General features: G+C 43.6%; 21 protein-coding genes. 11 read left to right on the top strand and 10 right to left on the bottom strand.

The annotated features are described in order from the left end of the window. Window positions 1–3: 3 nt before the first annotated feature. The 3 genes from MN199_RS13900 to MN199_RS13910 form a co-directional block, all read right to left on the bottom strand. Complete coding sequence (locus tag MN199_RS13900) at window positions 4–1,059, bottom strand: GGDEF domain-containing protein (protein ID WP_335739842.1); 1,056 nt, start codon at window positions 1,057–1,059, stop codon at window positions 4–6. Window positions 1,060–1,152: 93 nt separating this feature from the next. Then, window positions 1,153–1,947, bottom strand: coding sequence for a response regulator (locus tag MN199_RS13905; protein WP_132580725.1), 795 nt, complete (start codon window positions 1,945–1,947; stop codon window positions 1,153–1,155). 89 nt (window positions 1,948–2,036) lie between these two features. Continuing rightward, complete coding sequence (locus MN199_RS13910) at window positions 2,037–2,531, bottom strand: GAF domain-containing protein (protein WP_335739843.1); 495 nt, start codon at window positions 2,529–2,531, stop codon at window positions 2,037–2,039. A gap of 225 nt (window positions 2,532–2,756) precedes the next feature. Here MN199_RS13910 and MN199_RS13915 point away from each other — a divergent pair, with 225 nt between their 5' ends. The 3 genes from MN199_RS13915 to MN199_RS13925 are packed head-to-tail and all read left to right on the top strand — an operon-like array spanning window position 2,757 to window position 3,747. Then, window positions 2,757–3,239: a hypothetical protein gene (locus tag MN199_RS13915; RefSeq protein WP_335739844.1), complete on the top strand. Its 483-nt coding sequence runs from the start codon at window positions 2,757–2,759 to the stop codon at window positions 3,237–3,239. Continuing rightward, the gene (locus MN199_RS13920) at window positions 3,239–3,454 is read left to right on the top strand and encodes a helix-turn-helix transcriptional regulator (protein WP_335739845.1); all 216 of its coding nucleotides are present in this window, start codon (window positions 3,239–3,241) and stop codon (window positions 3,452–3,454) included. Before MN199_RS13915 ends, MN199_RS13920 begins: the two co-directional genes overlap by 1 nt. Continuing rightward, on the top strand, window positions 3,451–3,747 hold the full coding sequence (locus MN199_RS13925) for an excalibur calcium-binding domain-containing protein (RefSeq protein WP_335739846.1): 297 nt from the start codon (window positions 3,451–3,453) through the stop codon (window positions 3,745–3,747). Before MN199_RS13920 ends, MN199_RS13925 begins: the two co-directional genes overlap by 4 nt. A 19-nt stretch (window positions 3,748–3,766) precedes the next feature. On the opposite strand, the gene tusA is transcribed toward MN199_RS13925, so the two are convergent. The 3 genes from tusA to fadB form a co-directional block, all read right to left on the bottom strand. Continuing rightward, entirely contained in the window at window positions 3,767–4,015 is a 249-nt protein-coding gene (tusA, locus tag MN199_RS13930; protein WP_335739847.1) for a sulfurtransferase TusA, read from the bottom strand. Between the two features lie 115 nt (window positions 4,016–4,130). Further along, window positions 4,131–5,294, bottom strand: coding sequence for an acetyl-CoA C-acyltransferase FadA (fadA, locus tag MN199_RS13935; RefSeq protein WP_335739848.1), 1,164 nt, complete (start codon window positions 5,292–5,294; stop codon window positions 4,131–4,133). Window positions 5,295–5,310: 16 nt separating this feature from the next. Then, window positions 5,311–7,464 (bottom strand): fatty acid oxidation complex subunit alpha FadB, encoded by a 2,154-nt coding sequence (gene fadB / locus MN199_RS13940; RefSeq protein ID WP_335739849.1) that lies wholly within the window; start codon window positions 7,462–7,464, stop codon window positions 5,311–5,313. A gap of 192 nt (window positions 7,465–7,656) precedes the next feature. Between fadB and MN199_RS13945 the strand changes: the two genes are divergently transcribed. From MN199_RS13945 to MN199_RS13965, 5 genes are all read left to right on the top strand, one after another. Beyond that, window positions 7,657–9,570: a transglycosylase SLT domain-containing protein gene (locus MN199_RS13945; RefSeq protein ID WP_335739850.1), complete on the top strand. Its 1,914-nt coding sequence runs from the start codon at window positions 7,657–7,659 to the stop codon at window positions 9,568–9,570. A gap of 45 nt (window positions 9,571–9,615) precedes the next feature. Continuing rightward, a complete protein-coding gene (gene pepQ, locus MN199_RS13950) occupies window positions 9,616–10,941 on the top strand; it encodes a Xaa-Pro dipeptidase (protein ID WP_335739851.1) in 1,326 nt (441 codons plus the stop codon). A gap of 25 nt (window positions 10,942–10,966) precedes the next feature. Next, window positions 10,967–12,418 carry a TrkH family potassium uptake protein gene (locus MN199_RS13955; RefSeq protein ID WP_132580746.1) on the top strand — a complete coding sequence of 484 codons (1,452 nt, stop codon included), beginning with the start codon at window positions 10,967–10,969 and terminating at the stop codon, window positions 12,416–12,418. A 119-nt stretch (window positions 12,419–12,537) separates the two neighbouring features. Next, window positions 12,538–13,104, top strand: a complete 567-nt coding sequence (locus tag MN199_RS13960; RefSeq protein ID WP_335739852.1) for a bacteriocin fulvocin C-related protein — start codon at window positions 12,538–12,540, stop codon at window positions 13,102–13,104. 2 nt (window positions 13,105–13,106) lie between these two features. Further along, window positions 13,107–13,976, top strand: a complete 870-nt coding sequence (locus MN199_RS13965; protein ID WP_335739853.1) for a hypothetical protein — start codon at window positions 13,107–13,109, stop codon at window positions 13,974–13,976. A gap of 1 nt (window position 13,977) precedes the next feature. Here the strand turns inward: MN199_RS13965 and trkA are convergent, their stop codons facing one another. The 4 genes from trkA to def are packed head-to-tail and all read right to left on the bottom strand — an operon-like array spanning window position 13,978 to window position 18,169. Beyond that, window positions 13,978–15,354: a Trk system potassium transporter TrkA gene (gene trkA / locus MN199_RS13970; protein ID WP_335739854.1), complete on the bottom strand. Its 1,377-nt coding sequence runs from the start codon at window positions 15,352–15,354 to the stop codon at window positions 13,978–13,980. A 29-nt stretch (window positions 15,355–15,383) separates the two neighbouring features. Next, on the bottom strand, window positions 15,384–16,688 hold the full coding sequence (gene rsmB / locus MN199_RS13975) for a 16S rRNA (cytosine(967)-C(5))-methyltransferase RsmB (protein ID WP_335739855.1): 1,305 nt from the start codon (window positions 16,686–16,688) through the stop codon (window positions 15,384–15,386). Beyond that, window positions 16,685–17,641, bottom strand: coding sequence for a methionyl-tRNA formyltransferase (fmt, locus tag MN199_RS13980; RefSeq protein ID WP_132580755.1), 957 nt, complete (start codon window positions 17,639–17,641; stop codon window positions 16,685–16,687). Before fmt ends, rsmB begins: the two co-directional genes overlap by 4 nt. A gap of 12 nt (window positions 17,642–17,653) precedes the next feature. Continuing rightward, window positions 17,654–18,169 carry a peptide deformylase gene (gene def / locus MN199_RS13985; RefSeq protein WP_132580759.1) on the bottom strand — a complete coding sequence of 172 codons (516 nt, stop codon included), beginning with the start codon at window positions 18,167–18,169 and terminating at the stop codon, window positions 17,654–17,656. Between the two features lie 123 nt (window positions 18,170–18,292). Between def and MN199_RS13990 the strand changes: the two genes are divergently transcribed. From MN199_RS13990 to MN199_RS14000, 3 genes are read left to right on the top strand one after another with little or no spacing between them, the layout of a single operon-like run. Continuing rightward, complete coding sequence (locus MN199_RS13990) at window positions 18,293–19,402, top strand: LysM peptidoglycan-binding domain-containing protein (RefSeq protein WP_335739856.1); 1,110 nt, start codon at window positions 18,293–18,295, stop codon at window positions 19,400–19,402. A gap of 23 nt (window positions 19,403–19,425) precedes the next feature. Continuing rightward, window positions 19,426–20,517, top strand: a complete 1,092-nt coding sequence (gene dprA, locus MN199_RS13995) for a DNA-processing protein DprA (protein WP_335739857.1) — start codon at window positions 19,426–19,428, stop codon at window positions 20,515–20,517. A 2-nt stretch (window positions 20,518–20,519) separates the two neighbouring features. Beyond that, on the top strand, window positions 20,520–20,993 hold the full coding sequence (locus MN199_RS14000) for a DUF494 family protein (RefSeq protein WP_132580768.1): 474 nt from the start codon (window positions 20,520–20,522) through the stop codon (window positions 20,991–20,993). Window positions 20,994–20,999 lie beyond the last annotated feature (6 nt).

The following is a 20,999-nucleotide window of genomic DNA, read 5'->3' on the forward strand; positions in this document are numbered from 1 at the left end:
TTATTAACCTGCAACTTGGTTTCGGCCAGCATTTTTTGCGCTATATAGCATTTTATCGGCTAACTTAAGTGCTTCGTCGTACTGTTCGGCACTCTCGCAAATGGCGACACCGAAGCTCGCAGTAACTTGATAATGCTTATCTTGTTTTAGCATTTTCTCTTGGCTAACTTGTTGGCGAATTTTCTCGGCAACATTAAGTGCATCGGTATGATTGGTGTGGGGTAAAATTAATAAAAACTCTTCTCCGCCTATTCGACAGGCAAAATCTTGTTGTCGAATATTGCGTTTAAATAACATCGAGATCGCTTTTAGCACATCGTCACCGACATTATGACCATAACGATCGTTCAACCGTTTAAAATGATCTATATCACACATAATTAGCGCCAGCGGAACAAACAGCTCCGGTTGTTCGGCTAAATTAGGCATTAAGCTAGAGTCGATAAAGCGCCTATTTGCTAGCAGGGTAAGAGCATCGGTATTAGCTTGCAGCTCTTTGCTTTCTTGCAACTTGTCCATTGCTTGATGGCTACGCTCACGATAAAAATCGTTTATCCAACAAACAATGATGACGATAACCAGTGAGGCAATAAAGCGGCTGGCTTCCGCATCTTTATACTGCGCAGGAATTAAGTCGGGAATGTATAACATGACAGCAAGCGAAGTTAATAATAAAAAGTTAAAAATCAATGCCTTACGAACGCCAAGTAGACCGAATAATATAGCGGGAAAGGGAAAAACCCAATATAAAGCAGTATTGTTATAGCCACCTTGAAACACTAAGCTTAAAACAAAAAAACCGACTAAAATTGCTTCAACTGCACAGGCTCGGTCAAGGTTGTCGCTAATTTGAAACACGATGATGTTAACTAGAAACAATAAGCCAGTGCCAAATAAAATAACCGGTAATAGTATCTCTTCGGCATGGATATTTTTAATGCCGTAGATAAACATCACAAGACTTGTTATATAACTGACGAAGGCCAAAATATAGTGGCGCCGACGCGCGTCTATTTTATCAACCTGCTTCTTGTCATGTTTAATTAACTGCGTTTGCAATGGAAACTCCAAACCGATAAGCGCACTGTAGATGCTAGCATAAGTATAACAACCTGCTTGTTGAGCAGCTGTCAGACGTGTTGGTTATGTTATTTACTGCTCTAATAGTCTATATAACAACTGCTTTACCGCTTCTGGTTCAAAGGGTTTATCACACATCGCATTAACGCCACTTTGCGCAATATTAGCAAGGTGCGTATCGTTTGCTTCGCTGGTTACCATTAGTATTGGGATATGTGATAAGGCGCTATGTTCACGGATAAATTCAGTTAGTTCTCGGCCGTTAACTTCAGGCATATTGTAATCAGTAACAACTAAGTCAAACATCTGCTGTTGTAGATGTTTGATCGCCTGTTTACCGTCTTCTGCTTCGGTAATATGCTGCATGCCTAGATTATTGAGTACGCGACGAATATGATTTCGGGCTAGGCGGCTGTCATCTACCACTAACACCCTTATATCGTGTACATCAAACAAGGTTAATTCCAATTCTGCAGGGTTAAGTAAATCTATTGCTGTATTAAGGGCTTTACCCAGTTGCATCGCGTTAAACGGTTTAGGTAGTATCGCAATAGCGCCTGATTGCTTAAAGGTTTCTAGCTGTGCTTTACGGCTCTCACTTGATACCAGCATAAACGGGATATCAGCTGTATTGCGATTAGCTTTAAGCTGATGCAGCAGTTGTTCTGCGGTGCCGTCGACAAAGTGTAAAGCGCAGGCAATGGCATCAGGTTTATGTTGAGCAATAAGCTTTAGTGCTGTGTTTATACAGTCTGCTTCTGCTACCTGAGTAACGTTTTCTTCAAGCAGTTTTTTACGAATAATTTTACGTTGTACCTCTGAAGGTTCAATCAGCAAAATATGTAAATCGGCAGGTGATAGTTGCATAACGGCTCCGCAACAAAATGAACACTAAATAACACCACAGTAATGGCGGTGGAACTGCAAATAAATCGTCACTATTAAACTTATATATTCTAGATAATACTTGAGCCAAACAGTTTGCAAACCGCTTTTACAAACTCGACTTCATCGACGCTCCAGTGCTTTATCGTGTTTGTTTGTTCGCAACAAATGATGCCGGCAATACCACTGCGCTGCTTTATCGGTACGTCAAGTAATGAGCGAATATTCATTGGTCGTAAAAAATGCTCACATAACTCGGACGTTGCTGGATGATGAAAAGCATCAGCTGCGAGGACCACATCGTTACTATCTAACGCGGAAAAATAGTTTGGAAAGCTCCAACGGTCGATCATCAAGGCCTCTTCAGTAATGCCATGTTGTTGATCTAATAGCATTTGACAGCTCATTAGATCACTATCGACAAACAGCCATAGGCCGGCACGTTGAATTTGCAGTGTGTCTAAACAACCCTGCAACAAGGCTTGAGTAACAGTTGCCTTAGTTGAACTGGAGTGGTTGGCTTTTTCTTTTAGTTGTGTCAGCGATTCAGCAAAACGGTTATCCATAACGTCTTACACTCTAATACGGTTGCCAGTGCCTAGTATTAAAATGCCGTTTTTATCTACAGATTGCAAGTAGCTAAAGATACCTAAACATTCATTTAGTAAGACAAAGGAAATCAAGTACAGATTGAAATAAGTTGTTACAATTTCTTGATACCTTAGGGTTTCGTTGTGTAACCTTAAGGTGATATTGTGCTACCTCTAGGTATCAATGCAAGGACGAAAAAGATGAATCAATGGCAACCAGAGCAACAAATAACGGCATTAAAATACGGGGCTTACTTCTCATTACTTGGCTGTGGTATGTTTGCTGCTATTTTAGCGAAAAATATATTTAGAAGCCTGCAGTGGCAAGGCGAAAACGTTATGGCCGCAATAAGTGTGCTATGTGCCTTGAGCTGTATTTTTATTGCTATTCGTTGGGCGAAAAAATGCAAAGGTGGTGGCGGTTGGCGCGCTCTCTTTGGCTCGTACACCGAAGAGTTTGCCAGTGAGATAAACCGTAAGGCAAATAGCAATAGCTTCGTCAGCTTGGTGCTCATGTTATTCCCAGCTCATATATTGGGTGATCCACCGGTAGTGAAGCATCTAGGTGGTAGCGCTGAAATTTGGTTAAACTTGAGTAATTTTGCGTTGTTTATGCTAGTTATTGCCGGCTTTGTATGGGGTTTAACCATTTTGTTTAATCTGTGTGAAGAGGCCGAAGCTTAATGGGCGAGCTAACAAACGTTATTGCTGTGCTGCGAGCCGAGCGTCAGCTGTCGCAGCAAGAGTTAGCTGATGCTATAGGTGTATCACGTAAAACTATTAGTACCGTTGAAACAGGGCGCTTTAATCCGTCAGTAATTATTGCGCTAAAACTGGCGCAATACTTTAACGTATCGGTAGAACAAATTTTTATGCTAAACAAGGATGTAAGTTTTTGAAAAAAATATTAATTATTGCGCTAATCGCCTTCGGTGGCTGGCAATACTATCAAAAACAAAATACCGTACAGCCTGTGCTTGAGCCAATAGTGCAAGTTGTGCCGGATTACAGGGTACCTTTGCAAAAAGCCCGTGAAGCAGCAGCTAAAATTCAGTTTCAGTGTGATGGTCGTCAGCATTGTCGCCAGATGACATCGCGTGCTGAAGCAGAGTTTTTTCTACGTAATTGCCCCAACACAAAAATGGATGGTGATAACGATGGTGTGCCTTGTGAGAATGACTCTAGATGGTAAAAACTGCGAATAACAGCGCTTAGCCGCTAACCTTTTTAACGACATATCGATACGGTAACTCCGCGGTGTCGCTAGCGAGTAACTGGTGATCCATAAAACGACAAAATGCGGGTATATCACGAGTAGTGGCGGGGTCATCGGCGATGATTAGTAAGGTTTCACCAACCTGCATTTGGCGAATTTGTAGGCGTATCATCATTACCGGTTCTGGGCAGCGCATACCTAAGGCATCTAAAGTTTTATCTGCGTTGCTAAAAAACTGCTGCATTATTACTCCGATAATTAAATTTTAAAACCTAACCGGTTCCAACCAAACAATTAAGAAAAAATAAAGGCCGTAAAAACGGCCTTTATTCTATGCGATTGTGAGTAAGGCTGCCAGTTTATGGCCGCTCAAACACGGTAGCGATACCTTGGCCTAAGCCAATACACATAGTGGCTAAACCAAACTTACCGCCTTTGTCTTCCATTACGTTAATTAGCGTAGTGGCAATGCGTGAACCAGAACACCCTAGCGGATGACCAAGTGCTATAGCGCCACCGTTTAAGTTTACTTTTTGCTCTGCTACTTCTAACAGACCTAAGTCTTTCATTACTGGTAATGCTTGTGCAGCAAAGGCTTCGTTTAGCTCGGCATAATCAATATCTTTAATGGTCAAACCGGCCATTTTTAAGGCTTTTTTCGTTGCGGGTACCGGGCCGTAGCCCATAATTGAAGGGTCACAACCGGCTACGCCCATACCACGCACGTAAGCGCGAATAGGTAAACCTAAGGCTTTGGCTTTTTCTTCGCTCATTACTAACATGCCAGAGGCACCATCAGACAGCGCTGATGATGTACCAGCAGTTACCGTACCGTTTACTGGGTCAAACACTGGGCGTAGTTTGCTTAACGTTTCTACCGTAGTTTCTGGGCGAATAACTTCATCGTAATCCATCAGCTTTAGTACGCCATCGGCGTCGTGGCCTTCGGTAGGAATAATTTCATTTTTAAAGCGGCCTTCAACACTAGCCTCTTGTGCTAAGCGATGCGAGCGTGCGCCAAATTCATCTTGCTGCTGACGAGTAATACCATGCATTTTGCCGAGTAGTTCGGCGGTTAAACCCATCATGCCGGCAGCTTTAGCAACAGACACGGATAACGCCGGATCAAAATCAACACCGTGATTCATGGGTACATGGCCCATATGCTCTACGCCGCCAATTAGGTATACATCGCCCATGCCAGTTTGAATAGCGCGTACTGCGTCGTGCAGAGCTTGCATAGAAGAGCCGCACAAGCGGTTTATCGTTACGGCAGGCACTGAGTGTGGAATACCAGCCAGTAGCGCAGCATTACGAGCAATATTAAAACCTTGCTCTAGGGTTTGTTGCACACAACCCCAAATAACATCGTCAATATCGGCCGGGTCTAGTGCTGGGTTACGTGCCACTAATGACGCCATAATATGTGCCGAAAGTTGCTCAGCACGCACATTACGATACATGCCATTTTTAGAGCGCCCCATAGGGGTGCGGATACAATCTACTATAACTGCGTTTTTCATTATTCTGCTCCTGCGCTTAAACCGGGAAGAAACGCTGGCCAGCGGCGGCCATGGCGCGGGTTTTGTCGGTTACCTGATAAATTTCGCCTAAGTGACTATAGGTATCGGCCAGTGCGACAAAGTTTGCTAAACCCATAGTGTCGGCGTAGCGCAGCGGGCCTCCACGAAACGGCGGAAAGCCTAAGCCGTAAACTAAGCCCATATCCGCTTCAGCAGCAGTGGCAATAATACCTTCTTCTAAGCAGCGAATAGTTTCGTTAATCATTGGCACCATTACGCGGGCAATAATTTCATCTGAGGTAAACTCTTGTTTTGCGCTACTAAGGTTGGCTAGTAAGCTAGTTGCCGCTTCGTCGATATCTTTCTTCGGCTTACCTTTGGCATCTTTGCTATACGCATAAAAGCCGAGGCCATTTTTCTGGCCATAACGGTCAGCTTTAAACATGGCGGCTACTGGATCATTGTCAAGTTTAGCCATGCGGGTTGGGAAGCCCTCGGCCATTACGTCTGTACAATGGTAGGCGGTGTCTAAGCCGACTACGTCTAGCAAATAAGCTGGGCCCATTGGCCAACCAAACTGCTTTTCCATTACTTTATCAACTTGGGCAAAGTCGGCGCCATCTAACACTAACTTGCTAAAGCCAGCAAAGTAGGGGAATAACACGCGGTTGACAAAGAAACCCGGGCAGTCGTTAACCACAATAGGCGATTTACCCATTTTAGCCGCATAGGCGACTACAGCAGCAACCGTTTCTTCGCTGGTGTCTTTACCACGAATAACTTCGACTAATGGCATGCGATGTACAGGATTAAAAAAGTGCATGCCACAGAAGTTTTCTGGCCGGCTTAAATTAGCTGCTAGCAAATCTATAGAAATAGTTGAGGTGTTAGAGGTTAAAATTGCATCGTCGGCAATAATGCCTTCTACTTCTTTTAATACCGCGCCCTTAACTTTCGGGTTTTCTACTACCGCTTCAACCACAATATCTACCGTTTTTAACGGTTCATTGCTTAGGGTTGGTGTAATAGATGAAATAACTTTAGCCATACCTACAGCGTCAAGTTTGTTGCGCTCAACCTGCTTGGCTAGTAGTTTCGTAGCTTCGCCCATACCTAATGCTAAGGCTTTATCAGCAATATCTTTCATTACTACTGGCACGCCTTTTAAGGCCGATTGGTAAGCGATGCCGCCGCCCATAATGCCAGCGCCAATTACGGCAGCTTTATTAATAGCTTTAGTTGCAGTTTTTGCAGCTTTTTTTGCTTTGCCTTTAATCAGTTGATCATTTAAAAACAAACCAATTTGCGCGGTAGCAGCATCGGTTTTTGCCAGTTTAGCAAAGCTAGCGTTTTCTAACGCCATAGCGCCGGCGCGATCTAGCCTTGCTGCTGCTTCTATCGTAGTTACTGCCATCATTGGCGCCGGATAATGTTTACCTGCATTGGCAAACACTATACCTTTAGCGGTAGAGAAGCTCATAATCGCTTCAGTTTTATTTAGTTTTAACGGCTGTAGTTTAAAGGCGCGCTTTTTGCGCCAATCTAGCTTGCCTGCAATTGCGTCTTCCAACATGCTAAGTGCAGCGGCTTCTAGTTTTTCTGGTGCAACTACGGCGTCAATTAAACCAAATTTTTGTGCTTGCTCCGCGCTGTGGTCTTTACCTGTGGTGATCCACTCCATTGCGTTATCGGCGCCAATAATGCGCGGCAAGCGCACAGTGCCACCGAAGCCCGGCATTAAGCCTAATTTAACTTCGGGTAAACCAATACGGGTGGTCGTATCTGCCACGCGATAATCAGATGTAAGTGACCACTCACACCCGCCACCAAGCGCGAAACCCTTAATAGCAACTACTGTTGGCACCGGCAAGTCTTCAGCTAGATCGAATACATCAGAGGCTTCTTTAATCCACGGCACTAACTCTGCTTCTGGGCGTAAAAATGTGCTTAAAAACTCGGTAATATCAGCGCCAACAATAAAATTGTCTTTTTCACTACAAAAAATAACGCCTTGTAATGCTTTGTCGACGTGCAGTTGCGCCAAAGCTGTCTTACAATCAGATAGAGTTTGCTGGTCAAATTTATTAACTGAACCTTTTGCGTTAAAAGCAAAACGGGCAATACCAGGTTTCAGGTAAGCAACACTGATGTTGTCACTCTGGTAAATCATAACGGTGCTCCTTGGTCGCGTAAGTTAGGGTTGGTCGCAACTGGTACGATGAGATTATCTGAATCAGTGTGTCGCGGTTTGGTAAAAAATTCAACCGTTATTTAAACACTTGTTTGAATATGACCGCAACGGCCAGCGATAACTATAGGTGTATTTCTTTCGGATTAGAATTTTTGTTGGGGGTTTATCGTCGTGAAACGTATCGTTTTTATGCTGACTAGCCTGCTTTTGACGCCACTATCTATGGCGTCAGTGTCTTCAGAGGCAGCGTTACGTAATGAGTTTTTACAAGCCGAGCGCCAAATTGGCAGCTTAACTTATGAGCAGGCACAAAAGGTATTAAATAAATTTGCCAACTATCCGCTGCTTCCTTATTTGGAGCAGCGCCGTTTACAACAGTTTTTAACCGCCGATGAGCGAATAGGCGAGTTTTTACAGAAAAATAAAGCTACGCCGGTCGATTGGCCACTGCGTAAACCCTGGTTGCTTGATTTAGCTAAACGGCAAAAAGGCGCAATGTTTTTGTCGCACTATGCCGGTTCAAAAGACGCTGAATTAGAATGTTTGGCGCTACGTTTTAAGTTGTCAGCAAAAGATGCTGATCATGCCGTGTTGTGGCCACAGATTGCTAAGTTATGGGTTGTGGGTAAATCTCAACCTAGCGCGTGTGACCCCTTATTTTCTGCATGGCGCAAAGCTGGGCAGCAAAAAAACGAGCTGGTATGGCAGCGCATAAGTTTAGCAGCTGAAGGTGGTGATGCGGGTTTAATACCTTATTTAAAAACCCAACTGCCAGCTGAGCAGCAATATCTTGCGGATATGTATCAACAAACTCGGCGTAACCCCGCAGTGATTGCGAATAATAAATTTTTCCCGTTAAAAACCATACAAGAGCGTGATATTGCAGCTTATGGTATGAAGCGGCTTATTTGGCGCCACCCAGACCAAGCATTAAAGGTGTGGCAGAAATTTGTTAATGACCCTTATTTTAGTGCCGGGCAGCGTTTAGATGTGCAGCGGCAGTTTGCCATTGCACTAGCTAGCAAAGGGGATGACCGTGCCGCAACGTGGTTTAAAGAGCTGCCAGCTGAATTAATTGATAATACCTTGGCACATTGGCAAGTCAGCCATGCCTTGTCGCAGTTAGATTGGCCAGAGGTACAGAAGATAATAGAGGCCTTACCCAAAGAGGTTGCTAAAGATACCAGTTGGCAATATTGGCTGGCGCGCTCGTATGAGCAGCAAGGCCAAGTAGATAAAGCCAAACCGCTGTTTGAAGCGCTAGCATTACAGCGACACTTTTATGGTTTTATGGCGGCAGCTAAAATGGGCTTACCACCTAGCTTAGCGCACACACCTGTGGTGGTGTCAGAACAAGAGTTGGCAGGTTTACAACAGCACTCTGCGGTAAAGCGAGCGCAAGAATGGTTGGCTTTAGGCCGGCTAACTGAAGCAAGGCGAGAGTGGAACTACTTACAGTCTAGTTCAGATGAGCAGCAAAAGCTGGTATCTGCCAAGTTAGCGCATCAGCTACAATGGTATGAAAGAGCAATATTTTCTCTGGCCGACGTGGGTTATTGGGATGATGTAGAGTTGCGGTTTCCGTTAGCGTTTCAAACTGAAATTAATCAATCAGCAGCCAAGGCAGAAATAGATTCGGGTTGGGCAATGGCAATAGCGCGTCGTGAAAGCTCTTTTATGGCTGATGCTGCATCACCTGTAGGCGCTAGAGGCTTAATGCAGCTGATGCCAGCTACTGCGCGAGAAATAGCAAAAAAACCGGTGCAGCTAGCGCAGCTAAATAACCCAGCAACTAATATTGATTACGGCACCGACTATCTAAATTACCTAATGAAACGTAACGATGGCAATTTGCTGATGGCAACAGCAGCCTACAACGCAGGCTATAGTCGAGTAAAGCAGTGGGTGCCCAAAGATTATGCGGTACCGGCCGATGTCTGGGTTGAAACCATTCCGTATCGTGAAACCCGAGATTACGTTAAAGCGGTGATGGCGTATTATCAAATATATAATATCAGGCTAAATTCGCCTATTGATGTATTCAAACCGCTAACCACAATGCAAATTGGGCTGGTAGTGGAATAATGTTATGATATCCTGCATGTTTTTCAGTCAACAGGTCAGACACTTATGACAGCTTCTTATCAAAGCCTGTATCAGGCTCATATTGCCGAATTGCAAACGCGAACGCGTAGCCTGTTACAACGAGAAAACCTAGATGCGCTAGTGATCCACTCTGGGCAAGCACAGCGCAAGTTCCTTGATGATATGGATTACCCGTTTAAAGCTAATCCGCTATTTAAAGCTTGGCTGCCGGTAATAGATAATCCGCATTGTTGGTTAATTGTTGATGGCGTAAACAAGCCTAAACTTATATTTTATCGACCCAAAGACTTTTGGCATAAAGTACCTGACGAACCTAACGATTTTTGGGCTGAACATTTTGATATTCAGTTATTAGATAAAGCCAACAAGGTTGAAACTTTACTGCCTTACGATAAAGCTGGAATGGCTTATTTGGGCGAGTATTTAGAAGTTGCTCGAGCGCTAGGTTTTAACGAAATTAATCCAGAGCCGGTATTAAGTTATATTCATTTTTATCGAGCTTATAAAACGCCTTACGAACAGGCGTGCTTGCGTATAGCTAATAAAATGGCGGTTGCTGGGCATAACGCGGCTAAAGCAGCATTTTATGCTGGCGGCAGTGAGTTTGATATTCAGTTAGCTTACTTGGCCGCCGCGCGTCAAACAGAAAACGAAATGCCTTATGGCAATATTGTTGCTCTTAACCAAAATTGCGCGATTTTGCATTACACCGCGTTAGAACGCAAAGTGCCTAAGCAACGGCATTCATTTTTGATTGATGCCGGTGCCGAGTTTCATGGTTATGCGGCAGATATTACCCGTACTTACAGTTTTAACCCACAAGATGAATTTGGCAGTTTAATTAGCGCAGTGAATGACGCTGAGTTACAACTGGTTGATGGTTTAAAACCAGGGTTAAAATATGGTGAGCTACATGTGCAGTGCCATCAAAAAATCGCCACTATACTGCAGCAGTTTGATTTCGTTAAACTATCAGCCGACGCCATAATAGAACGCCAAATTAGCCGGGCGTTTTTCCCTCACGGGCTTGGTCATCACTTAGGCTTGCAGGTACATGATGTTGGCGGCTTTATGGCTGACGAGCGCGGCACACACGTTGCGCCGCCAGAAGGCCATCCATATCTGCGATGCACACGCAGCATTGAAGCTAATATGGTGTTTACCATTGAGCCTGGTCTCTATTTTATCGACAGCCTATTAGCTGACTTAGCAGCAACAGAATTTAGCCAATATATTAACTGGCATAAAGTTGACGCATTTCGGCAGTTTGGTGGTATTCGTATTGAAGATAATATTATTGTGCACCAAGACCGAAACGAAAATATGACCCGTGATTTACAGCTGGCTTAACAGGCCGTAAGGACAGCATTAAGGTATGCAATACCGCTCGATAATCCGGATCTTAGGTTTGCTGATCGCCATCTTTAGTATCAGCATGGTGCCTCCGGCATTTGTTGCATACTGGTATAAGGATGGTGCCGGCGTACCTTTTTTGCTGTCGTTTGTACTTTGTGTGTTTATCGGCTTTTTAATTTGGTATCCCAATCGCCAACATAAAGCCGAGTTAAAAGTACGAGATGGTTTTTTAATTGTCGCCTTATTTTGGATCGTGCTAGGCGCCGCTGGGGCGATGCCGTTCTTATTAGCCAGCAACCTGCAACTGAGTTTAGCCAGCGCGATGTTTGAAGCGTTTTCTGGTTTAACCACTACCGGTGCCACCGTTTTAACCGGTATCGAGTTTTTACCCAAAGCTATTTTATATTATCGCGCGCAACTGCAATGGCTCGGTGGTATGGGTATTATTGTACTGGCGGTAGCAATATTGCCAATGTTAGGTGTGGGCGGCATGCAGCTGTATCGGGCGGAAACGCCAGGGCCGGTAAAAGACAACAAGATGACACCGCGCATTGCCGATACCGCTAAACACCTGTGGTATATCTATTTAGCGCTAACATTAAGCTGTACACTGGCGTTTTTTCTTGCTGGTATGAACTGGTTTGACGCTATTTGCCATGCGTTTGCTACTATCGCTATCGGTGGTTTTTCTACTTATGATGCCAGTGTTGGTCATTTTCAAAGCCCTTTAATTAACGGCATTTGTGTCGTGTTTTTGCTGCTAAGCGCGGTTAACTTTCCGCTACACTTTGCTGCGATACGAGGTAAAAGCGTTAGCACCTATTTTCGTGATCCAGAATTTAAAGCCTTTTTAGCTATCCAAGCTACAATTATATTTATTTGCTTTGCAACCTTACTATCTACCAATGTGTATAGCAGTGCGGGCGAAGCGTTCGATCAAGCTGCTTTTCAGGCGGTGTCTATTGGCACAACCGCAGGGTTTACTACGGCTAACTTTTCCGCGTGGCCACTATTCTTACCAATTTTACTGATGTTTTCTAGTTTTATTGGCGGCTGCGCTGGGTCCACCGGTGGTGGCTTAAAAGTAGTCCGAGTATTGTTATTGTTTTTACAGGGCAAACGCGAGTTAAATCGACTGATTCATCCGCGGGCGGTATATGCAATAAAGTTAGGCCGACGGCAGGTTGCTGATCGTATTGTTGAGGCGGTGTGGGGATTTTTCGCTGCTTATGCTTTAGTGTTTTTAGTTATTATGTTGTTATTGTTGCTTACTGGGTTAGATAACATTACTGCTTTTACGGCAACGGCGGCCTGTTTAAATAACTTAGGCCCAGGTCTGGGTGAGGTTGCAGCCAACTTTGGTAGTATTCCCGACGCTAGCAAATGGTTACTCGTTGCTGCCATGGTATTTGGTCGGCTGGAAGTATTTACCTTGTTGGTGCTATTTACGCCAGCATTTTGGAAAGATTAAGTCGTCGTTTGACAAAATTATATTAGCAGTCTAATTTTAGTGAAATGCTAAATTTGGATTAAATTATGAGAAATTTATTGTTTATTTTGTTTGTTTTTTGTTGCTTTAATGCGTGATCAATGAATAAGTGTCTTGATAAAGACATTTCTCCTAATGTAGAAAATACAATTAATATTGTGCTAAATAATATAGATAATGAAATTTTCATATTGGAATATTTATCAGATATTCCTGAGTTAGAGCAGAAAAAAGTATTCATAAATCTCAACTCTAAAAACAGATCAAAATTATGGCTTGCTCATTTAAATAGAGAAATGAATACGGCGGTTCTTAATAAATTTCAGTATGAAACCTTTTCAGAGGTTATTTCTTTTGCAAGGGATCATCTTAATTTTGACGACACGGCTCCAGATCACGCAATTGAAAAAATAACGTATCTGTATAATAAGATAAATAAATATTTTACCCGAGCGGATGCAGCTAAGTATTTTGCAAGTTTCAGTTCTTCATCTACTGATGGAGTTGCAGAAAAACAAGGAGCTGGTTGTGCGTGTAATAAAGCCGTAGATTTTTGCTATATTTATGGTCCTTGCAGTTCAGGTAATTGTGCTACTTCTTCCTTGGGTTGTGGCCTGCTTTGGTTAGGTAGTTGCAACGGTCTTTGCTCGCATATGATGGAACCATAGAAATGAAGATATATATTATAGCTATAATATTAACGACAGTTTCTATATTACTTGGTGCGATAGGTAGCTTAGTGCAAGCCCCTGTTGTATTTTTAATTTATTTTGTATTTATATATTTTAATAATAAACCTTTTATAAAGAATTTTTTTATAGGTGTAATGCCTTTTTTTATAATCGTATTCTTTGCTATGTACCTCCAAAATCACTATGCGGGGCTGGTTATTTTGTTTTCATCTGTCTTGGGGGCTACTGCGGGCTATTTATGTGCCAAGTTATCGCAATATAAGGCCATATTATTTGTAGTTACTTCTGTGGGTGGTGCATTATTAATCACCATTTCAAACAATACTTGGGTGAGTAATTATAGTATGGCCGGTGGCGTCTCAGAGAGAAATATTTCTTTGGGGGATGTTATTCATATAAATGATCCTGAAGAGTACACGCCTAAATTTAGTAATGGATATAGCATTGTTCAGTTATGGACTATTGATTGCGGCTCCTGCAGGACGTCATTTCCTTTCTGGGAACAGGTAAAAACTTGCGCTGAAAAATCTGATGATATTGACTTTAGAAGCTTGCATTTACCCAGTAACCATCTGGGCGAGAAGTATTTTGCAGAGGCAGAGTCTATTCTTAAAAATTACCGTTTGAATTCGGCAAGTAATATTTATTTAAATAAAGACGATAGCGTAAATTTAAAAGTATTAGGTCTGCATGGTGTTTCTTCATATCTCATTATGAAAAAGGACGATATTATATTTTCTCAGCATACTATAAACATTAAAGGTAGTTTAATAAGTTCAAAAAAGACTATTGCGGATTTTTTTAGAAACATTGATCTTACTTTTTCGATATGCCTTAATGGCCATTAGTTTAAATAAAAATCGCACTAACTTGAAATAGCTTTTCTACTTCAACAATGTGCTTTTTGTCGACCATAAATAAAATAACATGATCGTTGGTTTCTATAATCATGCTATTGCTGGCTATTAACACCTCATCACCACGCACTATGGCGCCAATAGCTGTACCCGGTGGTAGTTTAAGCGCGCCAATGGCTTTGCCTACTACCTTACTGGTGCTGCTATCACCATGCGCTATAGCTTCAATCGCTTCTGCTGCGCCGCGTCTTAGTGAATGCACGTTTACAATGTCGCCACGGCGAATGTGAGTAAGCAACGCCGAAATGGTCGCTTGCTGTGGTGATATGGCAATATCTATTTCGCCGCCTTGCAATAAATCAACATAGGCACTGCGTTTAATTAGCACCATGGTTTTTTGCGCCCCCATACGTTTAGCTAACATGGCAGACATAATGTTGGCTTCGTCATCGTTAGTAACCGCAATGAAAACATCAACTTGCTCGATACTTTCTTCTTCTAACAATTCAGGATCTGAGGCATCGCCAACATAAACTACGGTGTTATCTAGCGCGCTAGACAAAAATTCGGCGCGTTCTTTACCGCGTTCAATTAGCTTAACGTTGTGGGTTTTCTCTAACGCACGAGCTAAACCAAAGCCAACGTTACCGCCGCCGGCAATCATAATGCGCCGGTAACTGCGCTCTAATTTTTGTAGTTCACTCATTACCGCGCGAATGTGCTTGGTTGCTGCGACAAAAAATACTTCATCGTCAGCTTCAATGATGGTGGTACCAATGGGCCGAATAGCATGGCCGCGTCGGTAAATAGTCGCAACCCGGGTTTCTATATTTGGCATGTGCTGTTTTAATGCCGACAACGCATGGCCGACCAATAAGCCGCCATAATAGGCTTTTACCGCGACTAAGCTAACTTTGCCGCCGGCAAATTCTACTACCTGCAGTGCGCCTGGGTAATCAATAAGACGACGAATATAATTAGTAACTAAAGCTTCTGGGGCAATAAAGTGATCTACTGGCATATCGTCTTTATGAAACAATTGCTCACGGTACTTTAGATATTGATTGGTACGAATGCGGGCAATTTTAAGCGGCGTATTGAAGATACTATAAGCAACCTGGCAAGCAACGATATTAACCTCGTCGCTGTTGGTTACGGCCACAATCATATCGGCATCTTCTGCGCCGGCCTTTCTCAACACATCAGGGTGAGAGCTATGGCCGTGCACCACCTGTAAATCAAAACGATCTTGCAGGGCGCGCAGTTTGTCTGCGTCAATATCAACCACAGTAATGTCGTTTTGTTCTCCTACCAAGTTTTCCGCCAACGTGGCGCCAACTTGGCCTGCACCTAAGATAATAATCTTCATGCTTGCTCGCTATAGTTAACCACAGTGTCTTAATTTGCTGCTTTTAGCAGCCTAGCATAGAAGAAGCCGTCCATATCTTGCTCGCCAGGCAACAACTGCCAACCGTGCGGCTGCTCAGGGCTTTGCTGAGGCAATAGATCTAGCGTTGCATCGTTATTCTGTTGCAGAAACTGCGTTATTTGCGCGCTGTTTTCTTGTGGTAACACGCTGCAGGTGGCGTACAGTAGAATGCCACCTGGTGCTAATAACACCCAGCATTGTTGTAGTATACGCTGTTGCAGCTCAGCAAGTGCCGCGATGTCGGCTTTTTTCCTTAACCAACGAATATCGGGATGGCGTCTTATCACACCGCTAGCCGAGCAAGGCACATCTAATAAAATACGGTCAAATAGCTGGCCTTGCCACCAGCTATCTGGCGCACTTGCATCGGCAGCTATCACTTTGGCAGTTAAACCCAAGCGGGCTAAATTTTCATGCACGCGCAGTAAGCGTTTGGGTTCTTTATCTAAAGCAGTTACTTCTGCCTGAGGTGCCAGTTCAAGAATATTACAGGTTTTACCGCCCGGTGCGCAGCAAGCATCTAAAATGCGCTGGCCGTCGCTAACTTGCAGTAAGCTGGCCGCGTATTGTGCTGCGCCATCTTGCACTGAAAACCAACCCTCGGCATAGCCGGGTAAAGTAGTAACATCTTGCGCTTGTGTTAGCTTAATCGCGGCAGGTAAATCGGCAACCGGCCGGCTGTACTCGATGCCAGTGCGAGTGAGTGCTGCGGCATAATCGGTTGGGTTAATTTTGTTTATGTTAACCCTAAGCCATAATGGTGCTTTTTGCTGGTTTGCTTCTAATATCTGTTGCCATTGCTGCGGGTAGGCTAGCTGTAATTCTGTAATAAACCAACCTGGGTGGTTAAACTGTACTGCAAGCGGTGCGTTATCAAAGTCAAACACGGCAGGCTGTCGCTGCACATTACGCAATACGCCGTTAATAAGTTTAGTTAGCGACTGGCCTTTTAATTCACGTGCGGCATCAACAGTCTCGCTAATTGCCGCATGGTCAGGAATACGCATAAACTTTAATTGATATATACCAACATAAAGTAAAAATTGCAGCGGCCTTAGCTGTTTAATTAGCGGTTTACTCATCAGCTGATTGCAAACTGCCTCTAACTGCGGCAAGTAACGCATTACGCCAAAGCATATTTCTTGTAACAGGGCTTTATCTAACGCGTTATCTAACAATGCTTGCGCTTTGGGTAAAACGTCTGACAACGACATGCCTTGATCGACAACATCAAAACAACTTTTCGCTGCTATGGCGCGAATATTACGGCTCATATTTTATCGCCAATGATGCTGCCTAGACTAAACCAGTCGGCGCGACCATTTAAGAAATCTGCAGCTGGCATAGCTTTTTTACCTGGCGGCTGTAATTGCGTAATAATTAGTGCACCAGTGGCACAAGCAATACAAATGCCGTGCTTATCGGCGGCTAACACTGTGCCAGGTCCTGCGCTGTGTGCGGTGTCTGCTACCTTAGCTTGCCATACTTTCACGCTGCCTTGCGCCAGGTTAATGTAACTAACCGGCCAAGGGTTAAAGGCGCGAATTTCACGTGCCAAAGCCTGAGCGTCTTTATTAAAACTTAGCTCTGCTTCGTCTTTGTGCAGCTTTTCGGCGTAGGTTGCTAAGCTATCATCTTGTGGCTGTGCGTGTTGTTGTAATGCGGGTAAATTATTTACTGCAGTTAACAAGGCTTGCGGGCCAAGTTGCGCTAATTTGTCATACAAGCTTGCACTGGTGTCGCTGGCTTCAATATTGCAACTAATTACACTTAACATGGCGCCGGTATCTAAGCCGGCGTCCATTTGCATAATAGTAATGCCAGTAATGTTATCGCCGGCCCAGATTGCGCGTTGAATAGGTGCAGCGCCACGCCAGCGCGGAAGCAGCGAGCCGTGCACGTTAATACAACCTAGCTTGGGTATGTCTAGTGCAGCTTGCGGTAATATTAAGCCGTAGGCGACAACAATCATTAAATCTGCATTTAGTGCCGCTAATTCAGCCTGCGCAGCGGCCTTTTTTAACGATTTGGGCTGATACACCGCTACGTTATGCGCTAATGCTAACTGTTTAACGGCGCTAGGTTGCAGCTGTTGGCCGCGACCAGCTGGGCGATCTGGCTGCGTATAAACGGCAACAACTTGATGATTAGAATCTAACAACGCGTGTAAATGGCGCGCCGCAAAGTCCGGCGTGCCGGCAAAAATAATTCGCAAAGATTGACTCACAGTACTTCCTGATTACAGCGCGTGACGCTGCGCCATTTTGGCTTCTTTTTCTAATTTTTTCCGAATACGGTCACGTTTTAATGGTGACAGGTAATCAATAAATAATTTACCAACTAAATGGTCTAGTTCGTGCTGTAAGCAAATAGCTAATAAACCATCAGCATTAAGCTCAAACTCTTCGCCATTTTTATCTAAGGCTTTAACCGTTACTTCAGCAGCGCGGTCTACTAATGCGTAGTTTTGTGGCACCGACAAGCAGCCTTCCTCATAGCTAGTTTCACCGCTACGAGTTGAAATTACCGGGTTAATAAATACCATAGGTTCGTTACGGTCTTCAGAAATATCAATAACCACTATGCGTTGATGCACGTTAACTTGGGTTGCGGCTAAGCCAATACCGTTTTCGGCGTACATGGTATCGAGCATGTCCGCCACTAATTGCTTAACCTCAGCCGTCACTTTATCAACCGGAGCGGCTATCGTACGGAGTCGTTCGTCTGGATAATGTAAAACATGTAAAACTGCCATAATACCTACAAAAATATGCTTTGTTTCAGGGGTTGTGATATGTTTTAATTTTAGCCATTAATATGCTGTATGAACAGCTTAGTGTACAATAATTACAATAAGATATAGCTCAAGGATGCAGGCATGCTGAAAAAATTTGCAATTTTGGTCACTCTTATCATTATGAGTGGCTTTTTTAATGTATTGGCGGACGTGCTAAAAATTCGCAATGATGCTCCTGCGAGCTATGTCGTTAAAAAAGGCGATACGTTATGGGATATTTCAGCCCTATATTTAAATGAGCCTTGGTTATGGCCACAATTGTGGCAAATGAACCCGCAAATTGATAATCCACATTTAATTTACCCTGGCGACACACTTACGTTAACTTACGATGCGCAAGGCAGACCGCGTTTGATGGTTAACGAAAATGCAAAACGCTTATCGCCCGGTATTCGCAAAACGATGAAGGGTGGCGAGGCTGTAAGTACATTGCCATTAAGCATGATTCGTCATTACTTAACTTTTGAGCAGGCGCTTAGCGAAGAGAAAATTGCTGCGTTGCCTTATGTTTTAGGCTCAAATGCTAACGTAAAAAATTCAGTTGGTGACCACACTATTTATACTAAAGGTGTTTTGGAACCGGGTGCATCATACGGCGTTTATCGCAAAGGTAAGCCTTATATCGACTTAGAAACGGGTGACTTATTAGGTTACGAAACTACGCTAGTTGCAACCGCTCGGGCATTTCGTGCGGGTCGTGATGCTACCGACAGCACGCCAATCGAGGCGGCATCGCTAAAAGTATTAAGCGTTAAACGCGAGATTAAGCAGGGTGATAGAGTTATGCCTGCATTAGATGGTCAAGCATTGCCCGCGTTTTTTGTGATGCAAAAGCCAGAGTTTGAAATTAACGGTACTATTATAGACACAACGTCAAATCTGCGAGAATTTTCTAAATGGGACATTGTGGTATTAAACCGCGGTAGCTTAAATGAGCTAAAGCCAGGTCATATGCTGGGCATTTATCGTAACTCGCCAACGGTTATTGATGGCAAAAATGGCCCTGTTTATGTTGAAGATGCCACTAAATTACAAAAAATGTTCAAAAATTTTGGCGATGATACTATCGCGTTACCACGAGAAAAAGTCGGCGAGCTAATGGTGTTTAAAGTATCTGAGAATGTTAGCTTTGGTATTGTTACTAAAACTCAACAGCCAATTCGTGTAGGCGATACTATAGCAAACCTGTAACCTGCTTTATGGAGCCAGTTTTTATGGATGATATCCGAAACTGGCTCGCTTTAGCCTCTGTGCATGGCCTAGATGGCTTGAAGTTCCAGCGTCTTAGCGAGCAAATTTCTGTGGCTGAGTTGGTAAAACAACCCGCCAGCATTTTACGCAATATCGGCTTTACTGAGCGCCAAGCCCATATTTTGGCATACGAAGCGCAAGATAAAGCTGACTATGCACTGTCGTGGCTTAATCAAGCCTGTAATCACCATATACTTACATTTGCCGATCCACTTTACCCTGCATTACTTAAACAAACTAAACAGCCGCCGTTATTGTTGTTTGTTAAGGGCAACCCGCATGTATTAGCACAACAGCAGTTAGCGATGGTAGGTAGTAGGCAGCCAACTCCGACCGGTCGTAAGGTAGCCTTTAATTTTGCTAGTGAACTAAGCCAACAAGGTTATGTTATTACCAGTGGTATGGCGCGAGGTATTGATAGCGAAAGCCACAAGGGCGCACTCAGTGTTGGAGGTTTAACTATTGCAGTATTGGGGCATGGTTTAGAGCAAGTCTACCCAGCGAGTAACAAAGCGTTAGCTGAAGCCATAGTGGAACAGGGAGCGTTAGTGTCTGAATATTTTCCGGATGTACAAGCCAGAGCAGAACTATTTCCACAGCGTAACCGTATAGTGGTAGGCCTAAGTATTGGCACTATAGTGGTTGAGGCGGGGCTTAAAAGTGGCACGCTAATTAGTGCTAATTTAGCCGCAGAATATAGTCGGGATGTGTTTGCTGTACCTGGACCCATTTACAGCCCGCAATCTGCGGGTTGCCATAGTTTAATCCAACAAGGCGCTAAATTAGTAACCTCAGTGGCCGATATAATAGAGGAGTGGAGTTTTTTTAATCAAAGCAACATAACTAATGTTACTGAACCAGAAAAAAGTACTGAATTAGACTTGTTTGCCCGTCAGTTGTTGGCTAACGTAGCAGATGAAGTTACCGCAGTTGACTTAATTGCAGAGCGCAGCGGTTTAGCTGTTGCTGATACAGCTATAGCGTTGTTGCAACTGGAGTTAGCAGGTGAAGTAGCAGCAGTTCCTGGTGGCTACATAAGAGTGAGGAGTGGCTAAGTATGTTTGATATCCTCGTTTATCTGTTTGAAAACTATATTCATAATGAATCTGATATTTACGTTAATCATGCCGATCTGACCAAAGAGTTAAGCCGTGCAGGTTTTCATGACGATGATATTTTTAAAGCATTAAAATGGCTTGATAACTTGTCTGCATTGCAGGAGAGCCATGTTAAACCCTATTTGTCGCACGGTATTTCCAATGCTACCCGCATTTATAGTGCGCCTGAGTTGGCGAAAATGGATGTTGAATGTCGGGGTTTTTTGCTGTTTTTAGAGCAAATTAATGTATTGGGTGCGTTAACTCGAGAAATGGTAATAGACCGAGTGATGGACTTAGATAGTAATAGCATAAGTTTAGAGGACTTAAAGTGGGTGGTATTAATGGTGCTATTTAATGTGCCAGGTAATGAATCTGCTTATGCCCAGATGGAAGATTTAATTTTTGAAGAACCAGAAGGGCCGCTGCATTAAGCGGCC

The organism is Rheinheimera metallidurans (genome assembly GCF_036983985.1).
GTDB lineage: Bacteria > Pseudomonadota > Gammaproteobacteria > Enterobacterales > Alteromonadaceae > Alishewanella > Alishewanella metallidurans.

Bases quoted from the DNA above. Each gene is read 5' to 3' on its own strand.
- MN199_RS13920 (WP_335739845.1), top strand. From the start codon at position 3,239: ATGGGCGAGCTAACAAACGTTATTGCTGTGCTGCGAGCCGAGCGTCAG.
- fadB (WP_335739849.1), bottom strand. From the start codon at position 7,464: ATGATTTACCAGAGTGACAACATCAGTGTTGCTTACCTGAAACCTGGT.
- MN199_RS13965 (WP_335739853.1), top strand. From the start codon at position 13,107: ATGAAGATATATATTATAGCTATAATATTAACGACAGTTTCTATATTA.
- tusA (WP_335739847.1), bottom strand. From the start codon at position 4,015: ATGCAGCAGTTTTTTAGCAACGCAGATAAAACTTTAGATGCCTTAGGT.
- MN199_RS14000 (WP_132580768.1), top strand. From the start codon at position 20,520: ATGTTTGATATCCTCGTTTATCTGTTTGAAAACTATATTCATAATGAA.
- pepQ (WP_335739851.1), top strand. From the start codon at position 9,616: ATGACAGCTTCTTATCAAAGCCTGTATCAGGCTCATATTGCCGAATTG.
- MN199_RS13915 (WP_335739844.1), top strand. From the start codon at position 2,757: ATGAATCAATGGCAACCAGAGCAACAAATAACGGCATTAAAATACGGG.
- MN199_RS13955 (WP_132580746.1), top strand. From the start codon at position 10,967: ATGCAATACCGCTCGATAATCCGGATCTTAGGTTTGCTGATCGCCATC.
- dprA (WP_335739857.1), top strand. From the start codon at position 19,426: ATGGATGATATCCGAAACTGGCTCGCTTTAGCCTCTGTGCATGGCCTA.
- MN199_RS13905 (WP_132580725.1), bottom strand. From the start codon at position 1,947: ATGCAACTATCACCTGCCGATTTACATATTTTGCTGATTGAACCTTCA.
- def (WP_132580759.1), bottom strand. From the start codon at position 18,169: ATGGCAGTTTTACATGTTTTACATTATCCAGACGAACGACTCCGTACG.
- trkA (WP_335739854.1), bottom strand. From the start codon at position 15,354: ATGAAGATTATTATCTTAGGTGCAGGCCAAGTTGGCGCCACGTTGGCG.
- rsmB (WP_335739855.1), bottom strand. From the start codon at position 16,688: ATGAGCCGTAATATTCGCGCCATAGCAGCGAAAAGTTGTTTTGATGTT.
- MN199_RS13960 (WP_335739852.1), top strand. From the start codon at position 12,538: ATGAATAAGTGTCTTGATAAAGACATTTCTCCTAATGTAGAAAATACA.
- MN199_RS13910 (WP_335739843.1), bottom strand. From the start codon at position 2,531: ATGGATAACCGTTTTGCTGAATCGCTGACACAACTAAAAGAAAAAGCC.
- MN199_RS13990 (WP_335739856.1), top strand. From the start codon at position 18,293: ATGCTGAAAAAATTTGCAATTTTGGTCACTCTTATCATTATGAGTGGC.
- fadA (WP_335739848.1), bottom strand. From the start codon at position 5,294: ATGAAAAACGCAGTTATAGTAGATTGTATCCGCACCCCTATGGGGCGC.